We start from the raw sequence: 12,977 nt of genomic DNA on the forward strand, positions 1-12,977 counted from the left end.
ACCCTGGGGCACTGTGAAGGGCATAGGCTCGGGCATATAAACGGCGGATAGGCAGATCCGGACGAACAGAGGGTGTTGCATGACGGTGCGTCGGGTGATGGGCATCGAGACCGAGTACGGCATCTCCGTACCAGGTCAGCCAGGCGCCAACGCGATGGTCACCTCCTCGCAGGTGGTGAACGCCTACCTGGCGGCCTCCGCCGCCAGGGCGCGCAGGGCGAGGTGGGACTTCGAAGAGGAGAACCCGCTGCGCGACGCTCGCGGCTTCGACCTGGCCAGAGAGGTAGCCGACCCCAGCCAGCTCACCGACGAGGACCTCGGCCTCGCCAACGTCATTCTCACCAATGGCGCCAGGCTCTACGTCGACCACGCCCACCCCGAATACTCCACTCCCGAGTGCACCAACCCGCGCGCCGCCGTCATCTGGGACAAGGCCGGCGAACGCGTCATGTACGACGCCGCCCAGCGGGCCTCCGCGATCCCGTCCAACGCCCCGATCCAGCTCTACAAGAACAACACCGACGCCAAGGGCGCCAGCTACGGCTGCCACGAGAACTACCTCATGCGGCGCGCCACCCCCTTCGCCGACATCGTCCGCCACCTCACCCCGTTCTTCGTCTCCCGCCAGGTCGTCGTGGGCGCGGGCAAGGTCGGCATCGGACAGGACTCGCGCGGCGAGGGCTTCCAGATCAGCCAGCGGGCCGACTTCTTCGAGGTCGAGGTGGGCCTGGAGACCACGCTCAAGCGGCCGATCATCAACACCAGGGACGAGCCGCACGCCGATCCGGAGAAGTACCGGCGGCTGCACGTGATCATCGGCGACGCCAACATGTCGGAAATTTCGACATACCTGAAGTTGGGCTCCACGGCCCTCGTCCTAGCCATGATCGAAGACGGCTTCCTCAGCCGCGACCTCGCCGTCGAGAACCCCGTACAAGCCCTGCGCGCGGTCTCCCACGACCCCACCTGCCGCTACGAGATCCCCCTGCGCGACGGCCGCAAGCTCACCGCCATCCAACTTCAGATGGAATATCTCGAGCAGGCCCGCAAGTACGTCGAGGAACGCGGCACCGCCCAGGAAGAGATGAACAAGGACGTCCTCGACCGCTGGGAATCCGTCCTCACCCGCCTGGCCGAAGACCCCATGCAGCTCTCCCGCGAACTCGACTGGGTCGCCAAACTCGAACTACTCGAGGGTTACCGCACCCGCGACTCGCTCACCTGGTCCCACCCCCGGCTGCAACTCGTCGACCTGCAATACTCCGACATCCGCCCCGACCGCGGCCTCTACAACCGCCTCGTCGCCCGCGGACGCATGCAGCGCCTGGTCACCGAGGACGACGTCCAGCGCGCCGTCGAGAACCCACCCACCGACACCCGCGCCTACTTCCGCGGCCGCTGCCTACGCCAATACAGCGAGTCCGTCGCGGCCGCCTCATGGGACTCGGTCATCTTCGACATCCCGGGCCGCGAATCCCTCCAGCGCGTGCCTACCCTCGAACCACTGCGCGGCACGAAGGCCCACGTGGGCGAACTCTTCGACCGCTGCCGCACCGCCGCCGACCTGGTCGCGGCCCTCACCGGCGGAGACTAGCCGCCATACGCCTCTATCGGGGGCTGCCGCTTTACAAGCCGATTTTTTACGGCAGAGCACGGTAAGGCGCCAACGCGCGCACGTGGCCGGGCCCCGTCCAGGGGAACGCTTCTCCGGCGATACGTGGCCGGGCGCCATCACGTCGCGCTCCCGGCCATGGGCGTTCCCTCCCGCGCTCGGAGGCGTCCCGTCAGAGCAGGCCGATGCCCAGCGTCAGCGTGCCCACCGCCAGCGCCGCGCCGCCCACCACCGTCAGCCCGATGAGCTTGCTCGGCTTGGTGTCACTGGGACGGACCACCGACAGGAAGAAGCCGAGCGGCATGAGGATCGGGGCGGTCACGATGAGGATGCGGACCAGGCTCTTCAGGCCGTCCGAAAGATCCGCCTGATCCACGTAGAGCATCGCCACGAGGCCGAACAGCACCAGCACGCCCGCGTGAGCGTGGCCCGCCCGCCAGAGGCTGCGGCGCACCGGGTTGTCGTTGTAGCCGGGCACGTTCCGCATGAGGAACGTCAGCAGCGAGACGCCGCCGAACGCCACCGCCGGGACTGTGATGAGAAGCACACCTGCCGTGCTCAGAGACGAGGGGGACATCGAAACCTCCTGTGGGACAGGGGCCTCATTATTGGATAGGGGAACTATCTAGTCAAGTCGGCAAGATCGCGGGGCCTTGGGCGCGAAATGTCGCCCGGTTCGGGGAAGATATGCCTAGAGAGCAGTCCCCCAAGCGGAGGTAGGTAGGACATGGCAAGCAAGGACACGGGTGGCCAGAAGCAGGCCGGTCGGCGCGAGAGCGAGGTCGAGGAGACCGAGGCTTCGGCGGCGCCGGATGTGCAGGAGCGTCAGGAGAAGCTCACTGACGATGTCGACGCGATTCTGGACGAAATCGACGAAGTTCTCGAAGAGAACGCAGAGGAGTTCGTGCGCAGCTACGTCCAAAAGGGCGGAGAGTAGGGCAAAACGGACATCGAAATCGGGGGGAATGGGGTGGAAACGCCTGAGGGAGTGAAGTGGTGTCCGGACTGTAAGGAGGTGAAGGGGGTCTCTGAGTTTGGGCTGAACAAGCGGATGAGCGATGGGCTTGCGCGCTACTGCAAGAGTTGCTTCCGGGTGCGGTCCACTCAGAGTTATCGCAAGCGTCGTGGCGAGCAGGGTAAGACTGTGCGCGAGGTGGTCGACGTGCCTCCAGAGCACAGATACTGTCCTCGCTGTCAGGAAGTGAAGACTGTTGCGGAGTTCGGGCGCAACCGTGCGGAGAAGTCTGGGCTTACTCGCTACTGCAAACCGTGCCACAGCGCGGCCATGCGGGAAAACAAGATCAAGAATCACGGGAGCGAGCGGAATTACCTGCTCAAACACCGCTACGGCATAACCGAGGACGACTTCGAGCGGATGCTTGCCCAGCAGAATGGGCTATGTGCCATCTGTCAGGTGGTCCCCGGCACGTTCGTCGACCACTGTCACCAGAGTGGCCTGGTGCGGGGTGTTCTCTGTTTCAACTGCAACAACGGGCTGGGGCACTTCGGTGACAAGACCGTGTTGCTCGAACTCGCCGCCCTCTATCTGGACGGGGAGATTCTCTGGCCCGAGTTCGTGGTCCCGCCGCAGCGGCGTCCGGAGTCGGTGGCGCCGACGAGGACTTACCACCTGACCCAGCGTTACGGCATGCGGCATGAGGATGTCGAGCGCATGGTGGTCGATCAGTACGGGTTGTGCGTGGTCTGCTGGGACCGTTCGCCCGAGCATGTCGATCACTGTCACCGTACGGGTGATGTGCGCTACGCGCTCTGCTTGCCGTGCAACACAGGTATCGGCCAGTTCAGGGACGATCCGGGTGTGGCGTGGCGGGCGTTGGCCTACATCGAGGCGACGGTCGAGTGGCAGGACATCGAGGATGTGTCTGAGGAGGAGATCCAGGAGTTCATCCGCGTCGACGAGGCGATGCGGTCCGAGTTCTATGAGCGAGCGGTTCGGGTCTGATCCGGTGGGGCGTATTCGACGGCCACGCCGAGGAGGCGGACCGGCCGGTTGAGGTCGAAGCGGTCGAGCACGGTGAGGGCGGCGCGGGACAGCTCGGCCGCGTCCGTGGTGGGTGAGGGGAGCTTCGACTGGCGGGTGCGGGTGAGGAAGGGCGCGAATCGCACCTTTACCGAGACGCGGACGATCACTCGTCCCGCGGCGGTCGCGTCTGAGGCGACCTGTCGGGCCAGTGTGGCTATGTGGGTGGATATTTCGGTTCTGTCGGTGAGGTCGTGCGGGAAGGTGATCTCGCGGCTGTGGCCTCGGGCGACCCAGGGAGTGGTGACGACCTCGGCTTCGCCCTTGCCGAGGGCGAGATAGCGGTACCAGGGGCCGTTGGTGGGGCCGAAGCGGCGGGCCAGGTCGGCGGGGTCGGCGGCGGCGAGTTGGGCGACCGTGTCGAGTCCCAGGTCGGCCAGCTTTTTGGCGATCTTGGCGCCGATGCCCCAGAGCGCGTCGGTGGGCCGGTCGTTCATGACCTCGGCCCAGTTGTCGCCGGTGAGACGGTAGATCCCAGCGGGTTTGGCGAACGCGGAGGCGAGTTTGGCCTGATGCTTGTTGTCGCCGATGCCGACGGAGCAGGACAGGGCGGTTTCGGCCAGGACGGCCTGCTGGAGGGCGGTGGCCAGCGCCTCGGGGTCGTCGGTCCGGGCTCCGATGAAAGCCTCGTCCCAGCCCCAGATCTCCAGCAGAACGGGAAACCCGCGCAGCGTGGCCATGACGCGCTCGGACGCGGCCTCGTAGGCGGGCGGGTCGCTGGGCAGGAAGACGGCGTCGGGGCAGCGTTTGAGCGCGGTGCGGAGCGGCATGCCGGAGTGGACGCCGTGTTCGCGGGCTTCGTAGGTGGCGGTGGCGGCGACGGTGCGCGGCTGGGTGGGGTCGCCGGAGCCGCCGACCACGACGGGTCTGCCGCGGAGGTCGGGGTGACGCAGGATCTCGACGGCGGCGATGAACTGGTCGAGGTCGACGTGCAGGACCCAGTCCCTGGTGGACATGTCTCTCAGAGTAGGACGTGCAGCACTCAGTCCCTGGTGGACGCGTCTCTCAGACGGGGCCCCGTGCCTGGTCGACGCGTCTCTCGGAGTTAGGACGTGCGGGACTCAGACCCCGGTGGACGCCTCTCTCAGAGTAGGCGGCCGTCGCGGTAGAGGAGGGAGCGGCGAGGGAGTGCCCAGGCGGGGGTGCCGATGGGAGGTTCGTCACCTTCGGGGACGACGGCCTGGATGAGGGTGTCGTCCGTCTCGAAGGTGACCAGGGTGCTGGTGCCGAGGTTCTCCAGGACGGAGACGGTGCCGGGGAAGGCGTCGGGGCGGGCTTGGAGCAGGAGTTCCAGATATTCGGGCCGCGCTCCATACACGAGATCTCCGTCGGCGATGCCCGCAGGGGCGGGGAGGGTGGCGCCGGCGACGTGGAGGGTGCCGGAGGTGATCTGGCCGGGCAGCAGGTTCATGGGGGTGGAGCCGATGAAGGCGGCCACGAAGGGGGTGGCGGGGCGCTGGAACACCTCGGCGGGGGTGCCGACCTGGATCATCCGGCCGTGGGACATGACGGCGATGCGGTCGGCCAGGGCGAGGGCCTCGGCCTGGTCGTGGGTGACGAAGACGGTGGTGACGGCGAGTTCGCGTTGCAGGCGCTTGAGGAAGGTGCGGGCTTCGAGGCGGAGCCGGGCGTCGAGGTTGGACAGTGGCTCGTCGAAGAGGAACGCGGTGGGGCGGCAGGCGATGGCGCGGGCGAGCGCGACGCGTTGCTGCTGGCCGCCGGACAGCTGGGCGGGGCGGCGGTGCAGGAGGTCGGGCAGGCTGAGGCGCCGGGCGACCTCGGCGGCTCTGGCGGCGCGTTCCGGGCGGGGGACCTTCTTGATGCGCAGGAGGGTGGTCTTGCCGCAGCCCGACGGGCCGAGCAGGGCGAAGAACTCGCCGTCGGCGATGGTGAGGTCGAGGCCGTCGAGGGCGCGTACTCCGCCGGGGAACACCTTGGTGAGGCCGTGCAGTGAGATCACCGTTTGATCCCTCCGTGGAAGCGGAAGCCGTACCGCTGGGAGACGAACAGGTACATCGCCACCACCGGGAGCGAGTAGAGCAGCGAGAAGGTGGAGATGAGCTCGAGTCTGGGTGAGCCGCCCTCGGTGTAGAGGGTGTAGAGGATGACCGAGCCGGGGGCCTTGTCGGGGTCGCGCAGCAGGATGAACTGGAACAGGAATCCGCCCCACACGCTGGCCAGCGCCCAGACGGCGATGGTGGCCAGGCCGGGCCGTACGAGGGGGATCACGATGTGCCGCAGGATCTGCAGGGATGAGGCGCCGAAGACGCGTGCCGACTCCTCGTAGGTGGTCGGCGTCTCGTCCATGAAGTCCTTGAGGATGAAGATGGCGGCGGGCAGCAGGCCGCCGGAGACGACGAGGATGACGCCGAGGTGGGTGTCGATGAGGTCGAGCCTGGTGGCGAGTTCGAAGATGGGCACCATGGCGGCGGTGCCGGTGACGACGGACGACAACAGCAGGAGCAGATAGAGCAGCACGTCGCGGCCGGGGACGCGGACCCTGGACAGGGCGTAGGCGGCGAGTGCGGCCAGGACGACGACGAGCGCGGCGGCGCCGCCGCCCTGGATGAGGGAGTTGCGGATGGAGCCGAGCGCGTAGGGGTTGTCCAGGATGGCGGCGAAGTTGCGCAGGGTGAAGTCCGGGATGGAGGTGGTGATCGCCGGGCTGGCGTCGAAGGGGGCGCTGGCCAGCCAGAGCATGGGCAGCGCGAAGAAGGCCAGGACGACGGCGATGAACACGGTGGCGGCGAGCCGTCCGATGGTGTGGCGGATCATGCCGGTGGCCTTCCCGCCGCGCGGCGCCGGCCGCGCAGCAGCCGCAGGTACGCCAGGGCGAAGAGGAGGTTGATGAGCAGGATGAGGAAGGACACGGCGGCGCCCACGCCGAGTTCGCCGCCTTTGAGGGCGATGTTGTAGACGTAGACGGGCAGGATCTCCGAGCGTCCTTCCGGCCCGCCGCCGGTCAGGACGAACGGGGTGAAGTCGTTGAAGGTCCAGAGGCTGATCAGCAGCAGGTTCGTCAGCACGTGCCGGCGGATGAGCGGGAAGACCACGTCGCGCAGTTGCTGCGGCACGGAGGCGCCGGCCAGGCGGGCGGTCTCCAGCTGCGAGGGTGGCACGTTCTCCAGCGCGGCGGCGTACAGCATCATCGAGAAGGCGGTGCCGCGCCAGACGTTGAAGACGATGATGGACGGCAGCGGGTAGTCCAGCAGCCAGCCCAGGCCGGGCGTGCGCAGGAGCGCGTTGAGTGTGCCGTCGTCGCGGTCCAGCAGGGCGAACCAGAGGAAGCCGACGACCGTGCTGGGCAGGATCCACGACAGCAGCACGACGCCTTCGACGGCCCGTCGTAGCGGCCCGCGGCGGGTGCGCAGCAGCCAGGCGAGGGTGAAGCCGAGCCCGGCCTGGCCGAGGACGGCCGAGCCGCCGACGTAGACGACGGTGAGCCACAGCGAGCTGAGGAAGCGCGGGTCGGTCAGCGTGGTGGTGTAGTTGTCCAGGCCGACGACCTGGGGGTCGGCGGCGGCCAGGCCGGTGAGGCGATAGTCGGTGAGCCCGAGGTAGATCGTCCAGAGGGCGGGGAATACGAGGAAGACGCCGATGAGGACGAGAGCGGGCAGGACGAACCCGGCCGCTCCGGCCTTTCCCAGCCCCGCCGCGTCAGTATTCATGGCGATCCTTCGGATCGCGGTTCGGTCGCTGGGATCCTGTGCCTTCCCTCGTCTCTCCGGTCGCTTCGCTCCCTGCGTTCCTCGGTCCAGGCGCAGGCGCTCCCTCACGGTTCATGGCGCCCTCACCCGGCGACGTGGTCGGCGCCGCCTACCAGTCCTTCCAGCTTGGCCTGGTAGGTGGCCGCCGCCTCGTCGGCGGTCTTGCCGCTGACGATCGCCGCGGTGGCCTCCTGGAGGGCGACGGAGACCTGGGGGTAGACGGCGAGGCCGGGGCGGTAGGCGGTGATGGGCAGCACCTTGTCGGCGATGTACTTCAGCATCGGGTCGGCAGTGAGGACCTCGCTGTTGACGTCGCCGCGGGAGCTGATCCGGGCCTGTCCGGCCAGCTGCGACTTGGTGGCCGCCGCGGAGTGCATGAAGGCGAGCAGTTCCCAGGCCAGCTTGGGGTTCTTGGAGAAGGGGTTCAGCACGCGTACGGCGCCGCCCGACATGCTGGCGAAGTCCTGGCCGCGGATGGCGCCGCCGGGGTTCTTGGCGGGGATCTCGGCGTAGCCGACGGCCGAGTCGCGGTCGGCCATGGGGGCCACCCCGGCCTTCGGCTCGATGACGGAGCGCCAGAAGTAGTCGCTCTCGACCAGGATGCCGATCTTGCCGGCGGCGAACTGGGCGAAGGACTTGTCGCGGCCCTTGGCCTCCTGCTGCAGCTTGGGGTCGCTGAGCCCGGAGGCGTAGAGCCGCTGGTAGAAGCCGAGGACGTCCTTCATGGCCCGGCTGGCGCCGGTCCACTTGCCGTCGGCGTAGATCTCGGACCCGGCGGCGGCGAGGAGGGGGAGCACGCCCTGCATGGTGGTGGCCTCGCCCATCGCGGTGCCGGCGTTGATCTGGATGGGGGTGGGCACGCCCGCGGCCTTCAGCCTGCCGCCGGTCGTCAGGATGTCCTCCCAGTTCGCCGGCTGCCATGGGTCGGGCAGTCCGGCCTTCTTGAACAGGGTCTTGTTGTAGAACAGGACGCGGCCGTCGGTGCCCTGGGGCAGGCCGTACTTCTTGCCGTCGAAGACGCCGAGCCCCTGTACGGCCTGCGGGATCTGTGACCAGCCCTCCCAGGAGTCGACGGCGGGCCCGCCCACCTCGGTGAGCGGCTTGATGTAGCCGGCCTGGGCGAACTCGCCGACCCAGATGCCGTCGAGGTCGATGACGTCGGCTCCGGCCTTGGACTTGAGGTCGAGCGCGATCTTGGTCTTGTACTGCTCGTCGTCGACGCCGCTGGGCTGGAAGAGCACCTTGACGTTGTGGTGGGTCTGCTCGAATCCGGGGATCACCCATCGCTTGATCCAGTCGGCGGACTCGGAGTTCTTGCCGCCGGAGATGGAGTTGGCGGTGATGACGAGGGTGATGCCCTCCCCTGCGGCGGGCGCGCCGGTCCCGCAGGAGCTGAGGGCCACGATGGCGAGAGCCGCGATCACCGCAGGTCGGCTGGGGAGTAGCATGTCGGCCTCCTGTTCAGGACGTGCAGACATACCGACAATCGCATGGCCTCTACTGGGCGTAAAGAAACGATCTGGTGACCGGTTCGCCGTGGGCTGATCGTGGGAAGTGCAGACAGCGACGCAACATGAGTAGGGTCCCCTCTAGGGACAGTGACGTTTGGGAGGGAGTCGCGTGGCATCGCACAGGGATCTGCCCGTCGGCTTGATGGACCAGCTTTTCCACAACACCGGAAGTTCCTCGTTCACCGAGTTCGTCGGTTCGCGCGCGCCAGGGCTGCTTCCGGTGCGTGGTGAGATTCTGGCCACGCCGATCGGCGACCAGGTTCCGCACGCGACCACGATCGTCGCCGCCACGTTCGCGGGTGGCGTGGTCATGGCGGGCGACCGGCGGGCGACGTCGGGCAACATCATTTCTCAGCGTGACGTGGAGAAGGTGTTCAGGACCGACGATTATTCGTGCATGGGCATCGCCGGCACGGCCAGCACGGGCATCGAGATGGCCAGGCTCTACCGGGTCGAGCTGGAGCACTACGAGAAGCTGGAGGGCCGCACGCTATCGGTCAACGGCAAGGCCAACCGGCTGGCCGCGATGATTCGCGGCAATCTCGGTATGGCGATGCAGGGGCTGGTGGTGGTGCCGTTGTTCGCCGCCTATGACGCGGAGCGGGACGGCGGGCGGATCTTCAGCTACGACGTGGCGGGCGGCCCCTACGAGCGTGACCGGTTCGACGCGATCGGTTCCGGTTCGATCTTCGCGCGGGGGGCGTTGAAGAAGCTCTACCGCGATGGGATGTCGGCGGACGACACGGTGATGGCGTTGATCCAGGCGCTGTACGACGCGGCGGACGACGATTCGGCCACCGGCGGGCCCGATGTGACGCGGAAGATCTGGCCGATCGTCTCGGTGATCGACGCCGACGGCTTCCGCCGGTTGTCGGACGACGAGGTGGCCGGCTACGTCGAGCAGATGCTCGAACTGCGCCTCATCTCCCCTGACGGCCCCATCGCCCCGCTGCGCTAGAAAGGACCCCTTCCGTGTCCATGCCTTTTGGATATGCGTCCCCTGAGCAGATCATGCGGGACAAGGCCGACTACGCGCGCAAAGGCATCGCGCGGGGCCGCAGCGTCGTCGTGCTGCAGTACGAGGACGGCATCCTGTTCGTCGCGCCCAACCCGTCGCGGGCGCTGCACAAGGTCAGTGAGATCTACGACCGCATCGGGTTCGCGGCGGTGGGTCGTTACAACGAGTTCGAGGAGCTCCGGCTGGGCGGCATCCGCTACGCCGACATCAACGGCTACACCTATGACCGCTCCGATGTGACGGGTCGTGGGCTGGCCAACCTCTACGCGTCCAACCTGGGCCGCATCTTCACCGAGTCGATCAAGTCGCTCGAGGTGGAGGTCGTGGTGGCCGAGGTGGGTGACGCGCCGGAGGGTGACGCGATCTACCGGCTGACCTTCGACGGGTCGGTCTTCGACGAGCACGGCTTCGCGGCGATGGGCGGTCAGGCGGAGGCGGTGGCGACGCGGCTGAAGGAGGGCTACCGGGAGGGCATGCCGCTGGCCGCCGCGCTGGAGGTGGCGCTGACGGCGCTCACGGAGCCCGGTGGGGAGCGTCCGCCGGTGGGGCAGCTGGAGGTGGCGGTGCTGGACCGCAACCGTGAGCACCGCAAGTTCCAGCGGCTCGCGGGGCCGCGCCTGGAGCGTCTCCTCGCCGCCGCTCCGCCCGCTGCCACTCCGCCCGCTGCCACTCCGCCCGCCGCCGGCGGCTCTCCGCTCGAATCCGACGCCGGCCCCGACACCCCGCCTCCGACCGGTCCCGAGGGCGACGTCGACGACGGCTCGCCGCCGCTCTAGGCGCTGCCTCCGAGCCTGCGTGGCCGGGCATGGCCACCGCTCCGGGTGTGCGCGGCTCGGGTGTTCTGATCTCGTCCTGCTCGGACGGGCGATCTTCGCCCGTCCGAGCTTTTTGTCGTACAGGGCCGGCGTCCGCCTGGCTGGACAGGGGCTCGGGCGCCGTCACGAGACGGCCTGCGAGCCCTGGGGGAGTGTGACCTGGTTCACACGTATTTGGGCGAACCGCCGAGCGGGGACGAGGATCTCAGAAGGCGTGAAGAACCCAATGCGTATCCTCCTCGCCGGCGCCGCCGCCGCGACCGTCGTCCTTACGGCCGCCACCGCCGCGAACGCCGCCACCACGGGCCTGCCCAAGTTCAAGGCGCCCAAGACCTTCGGCACGACCTTCCAGGCCGACCCGAAGCACGACTTCACCAAGCACATCTCCTCCCGCCACGACGGCATCCTGCGTGGCCAGATCACGCACCTCAGCGGTGACACCGCCGAGTACACGCCGGTCAAGTGGAAGAAGGGCACCATGACGGAGGGGCAGTTCGTCACCCCGCCCGAGGGTGAGTCGATGGCCTACTCCTCGCGGATCGCCAAGAACGTGGTGTTCCTGTCGGCGTTCGGCTGCAAGGTGGCCGAGGGCGACCTCACGGTCGGCAAGAAGGACGCTCTCGGCAGCAAGCGCTGCTCGCGGTCGGTCCTGATCAAGCGGCACAAGAGCAACGCCCACCCGTCGCTGATCACGGTCTACAAGGGCGAGATCGTCCAGGTCCAGGAGATCTACACCCCCTGATGCCCCAAGCGGCCGTACAAGCGGAGAATGACGCCGCTATGACCATCCGGCGGGGCCGCCTCGCGAGACGGACGCAAGCGCGTGAGGGAAACACGGGGAAGATCTCTCCCGCTTGACGATCCGTGGGCATAGTGTGAGGTGATGGATCGTCGCATCTTCGGGCTGGAGAACGAGTACGGCGTGACCTGCACGTTCAGGGGACAGCGCAGGCTGTCCCCCGACGAGGTCGCGCGCTACCTGTTCCGGCGGGTCGTGTCCTGGGGCCGATCGAGCAACGTCTTCCTCCGCAACGGCGCACGTCTGTACCTCGACGTGGGCAGCCATCCTGAATACGCAACACCCGAGTGTGACAACGTCATCGAACTCGTCACCCACGACAAGGCCGGCGAACGCATCCTCGAGGGACTCCTCGTCGACGCCGAGAAGCGGCTGCGCGAAGAGGGCATCGCCGGTGACATCTACCTCTTCAAGAACAACACCGACTCCGCGGGAAACTCCTACGGCTGTCACGAGAACTACCTGGTCGGCAGGCACGGCGAGTTCGGCCGGCTGGCCGATGTGCTGATCCCGTTCCTGGTCACCCGGCAGATCATCTGCGGCGCGGGCAAGGTGCTGCAGACGCCGCGCGGCGCGGTCTACTGCGTGTCGCAGCGCGCCGAGCACATCTGGGAGGGTGTCTCCTCGGCGACGACCCGGTCCAGGCCGATCATCAACACGCGCGACGAGCCGCACGCCGACGCCGAGCGGTTCCGCCGCCTGCACGTCATCGTCGGCGACTCGAACATGAGCGAGGCCACCATGCTGCTCAAGGTCGGCGCCACCGACCTGGTGCTGCGCATGATCGAGGCGGGCACGGTGATGCGCGACCTGTCGCTGGAGAACCCGATCAGGGCCATCCGCGAGGTGTCGCACGACATGACCGGGCGGCGGCGGGTGCGGCTGGCCAACGGCCGTGAGGCGTCGAGCCTGGAGATCCAGCAGGAATACCTGTCCAAGGCCAAGGACTTCGTCGACCGGCGGGGCGGTGACCCGATCGCGCGCCGGGTGCTGGAGCTGTGGGAGCGGACCCTGCACGCGGTCGAGACCGGCAACCTCGACCTGGTGGCGCGCGAGATCGACTGGGTGACGAAATACCAGCTCATCGAGCGTTACCGCAAGAAGTACGACCTGCCGCTGTCGTCGCCGAGGGTGGCGCAGCTCGACCTGGCCTACCACGACGTGCACCGCAAGCGCGGCCTGTTCTACTTGCTGCAGAAGCGCGGCTCGGTGGAGCGGGTGGCGTCCGACCTGAAGATCTTCGAGGCCAAGTCGGTGCCGCCGCAGACGACCAGGGCGCGGTTGCGGGGTGAGTTCATCCGGAAGGCGCAGGAGAAGCGGCGCGACTTCACCGTCGACTGGGTGCACCTGAAGCTGAACGACCAGGCGCAGCGCACGGTGCTGTGCAAGGACCCGTTCCGCAGCGTCGACGAGCGGGTGGACAAGCTCATCGCCGGAATGTAGCGACTGGTTTACCCCGGCCCTACTTCGATGT

13 protein-coding genes are annotated in these 12,977 nt (G+C 67.8%); 7 read left to right on the forward strand and 6 right to left on the reverse strand.

What is annotated here, in order from left to right:
- The first annotated feature begins 79 nt into the window (after nt 1–79).
- Nucleotides 80–1,594, forward strand: a complete 1,515-nt coding sequence (gene dop / locus AB0J16_RS18910) for a depupylase/deamidase Dop (RefSeq protein WP_358540734.1) — start codon at nt 80–82, stop codon at nt 1,592–1,594.
- Nucleotides 1,595–1,784: 190 nt separating this feature from the next.
- Here the strand turns inward: dop and AB0J16_RS18915 are convergent, their stop codons facing one another.
- The gene (locus AB0J16_RS18915) at nt 1,785–2,189 is read right to left on the reverse strand and encodes a hypothetical protein (protein ID WP_358540736.1); all 405 of its coding nucleotides are present in this window, start codon (nt 2,187–2,189) and stop codon (nt 1,785–1,787) included.
- Nucleotides 2,190–2,339: 150 nt separating this feature from the next.
- Here AB0J16_RS18915 and AB0J16_RS18920 point away from each other — a divergent pair, with 150 nt between their 5' ends.
- Together AB0J16_RS18920 and AB0J16_RS18925 are read left to right on the forward strand one after the other, a co-directional pair.
- Complete coding sequence (locus AB0J16_RS18920) at nt 2,340–2,549, forward strand: ubiquitin-like protein Pup (protein ID WP_225291274.1); 210 nt, start codon at nt 2,340–2,342, stop codon at nt 2,547–2,549.
- Nucleotides 2,550–2,756: 207 nt separating this feature from the next.
- Nucleotides 2,757–3,575 (forward strand): endonuclease domain-containing protein, encoded by an 819-nt coding sequence (locus AB0J16_RS18925; RefSeq protein ID WP_358540738.1) that lies wholly within the window; start codon nt 2,757–2,759, stop codon nt 3,573–3,575.
- Here the strand turns inward: AB0J16_RS18925 and AB0J16_RS18930 are convergent.
- From AB0J16_RS18930 to AB0J16_RS18950, 5 genes are all read right to left on the reverse strand, one after another.
- A complete protein-coding gene (locus AB0J16_RS18930) occupies nt 3,551–4,609 on the reverse strand; it encodes a DNA polymerase IV (protein WP_358540740.1) in 1,059 nt (352 codons plus the stop codon). The genes AB0J16_RS18925 and AB0J16_RS18930 overlap by 25 nt on opposite strands.
- 128 nt (nt 4,610–4,737) lie before the next feature.
- A complete protein-coding gene (locus tag AB0J16_RS18935; protein ID WP_358540742.1) occupies nt 4,738–5,613 on the reverse strand; it encodes an ABC transporter ATP-binding protein in 876 nt (291 codons plus the stop codon).
- Nucleotides 5,610–6,428, reverse strand: a complete 819-nt coding sequence (locus AB0J16_RS18940; protein ID WP_358540744.1) for a carbohydrate ABC transporter permease — start codon at nt 6,426–6,428, stop codon at nt 5,610–5,612. The genes AB0J16_RS18935 and AB0J16_RS18940 overlap by 4 nt, the downstream gene beginning before the upstream one ends.
- A complete protein-coding gene (locus AB0J16_RS18945) occupies nt 6,425–7,321 on the reverse strand; it encodes a sugar ABC transporter permease (protein ID WP_358540746.1) in 897 nt (298 codons plus the stop codon). The genes AB0J16_RS18940 and AB0J16_RS18945 overlap by 4 nt, the downstream gene beginning before the upstream one ends.
- A 122-nt stretch (nt 7,322–7,443) precedes the next feature.
- Nucleotides 7,444–8,808: an extracellular solute-binding protein gene (locus AB0J16_RS18950; protein WP_358540748.1), complete on the reverse strand. Its 1,365-nt coding sequence runs from the start codon at nt 8,806–8,808 to the stop codon at nt 7,444–7,446.
- A gap of 205 nt (nt 8,809–9,013) precedes the next feature.
- Between AB0J16_RS18950 and prcB the strand changes: the two genes are divergently transcribed.
- From prcB to pafA, 4 genes are all read left to right on the forward strand, one after another.
- Nucleotides 9,014–9,829 carry a proteasome subunit beta gene (gene prcB, locus AB0J16_RS18955; protein ID WP_358541405.1) on the forward strand — a complete coding sequence of 272 codons (816 nt, stop codon included), beginning with the start codon at nt 9,014–9,016 and terminating at the stop codon, nt 9,827–9,829.
- 20 nt (nt 9,830–9,849) lie between these two features.
- Nucleotides 9,850–10,665 carry a proteasome subunit alpha gene (gene prcA / locus AB0J16_RS18960; RefSeq protein WP_358541408.1) on the forward strand — a complete coding sequence of 272 codons (816 nt, stop codon included), beginning with the start codon at nt 9,850–9,852 and terminating at the stop codon, nt 10,663–10,665.
- Nucleotides 10,666–10,930: 265 nt separating this feature from the next.
- Nucleotides 10,931–11,446 (forward strand): hypothetical protein, encoded by a 516-nt coding sequence (locus tag AB0J16_RS18965; protein WP_358540750.1) that lies wholly within the window; start codon nt 10,931–10,933, stop codon nt 11,444–11,446.
- A 141-nt stretch (nt 11,447–11,587) separates the two neighbouring features.
- Complete coding sequence (pafA, locus tag AB0J16_RS18970; RefSeq protein ID WP_357649547.1) at nt 11,588–12,946, forward strand: Pup--protein ligase; 1,359 nt, start codon at nt 11,588–11,590, stop codon at nt 12,944–12,946.
- Nucleotides 12,947–12,977 lie beyond the last annotated feature (31 nt).

It is taken from the genome of Nonomuraea sp. NPDC049750 (genome assembly GCF_040659625.1).
Taxonomy (GTDB): domain Bacteria; phylum Actinomycetota; class Actinomycetes; order Streptosporangiales; family Streptosporangiaceae; genus Nonomuraea.

Bases quoted from the DNA above. Each gene is read 5' to 3' on its own strand.
- dop (WP_358540734.1), top strand. From the start codon at position 80: ATGACGGTGCGTCGGGTGATGGGCATCGAGACCGAGTACGGCATCTCC.
- AB0J16_RS18915 (WP_358540736.1), bottom strand. From the start codon at position 2,189: ATGTCCCCCTCGTCTCTGAGCACGGCAGGTGTGCTTCTCATCACAGTC.
- AB0J16_RS18920 (WP_225291274.1), top strand. From the start codon at position 2,340: ATGGCAAGCAAGGACACGGGTGGCCAGAAGCAGGCCGGTCGGCGCGAG.
- AB0J16_RS18930 (WP_358540740.1), bottom strand. From the start codon at position 4,609: ATGTCCACCAGGGACTGGGTCCTGCACGTCGACCTCGACCAGTTCATC.
- AB0J16_RS18940 (WP_358540744.1), bottom strand. From the start codon at position 6,428: ATGATCCGCCACACCATCGGACGGCTCGCCGCCACCGTGTTCATCGCC.
- AB0J16_RS18945 (WP_358540746.1), bottom strand. From the start codon at position 7,321: ATGAATACTGACGCGGCGGGGCTGGGAAAGGCCGGAGCGGCCGGGTTC.
- AB0J16_RS18950 (WP_358540748.1), bottom strand. From the start codon at position 8,808: ATGCTACTCCCCAGCCGACCTGCGGTGATCGCGGCTCTCGCCATCGTG.
- prcB (WP_358541405.1), top strand. From the start codon at position 9,014: ATGGACCAGCTTTTCCACAACACCGGAAGTTCCTCGTTCACCGAGTTC.
- prcA (WP_358541408.1), top strand. From the start codon at position 9,850: ATGCCTTTTGGATATGCGTCCCCTGAGCAGATCATGCGGGACAAGGCC.
- AB0J16_RS18965 (WP_358540750.1), top strand. From the start codon at position 10,931: ATGCGTATCCTCCTCGCCGGCGCCGCCGCCGCGACCGTCGTCCTTACG.
- pafA (WP_357649547.1), top strand. From the start codon at position 11,588: ATGGATCGTCGCATCTTCGGGCTGGAGAACGAGTACGGCGTGACCTGC.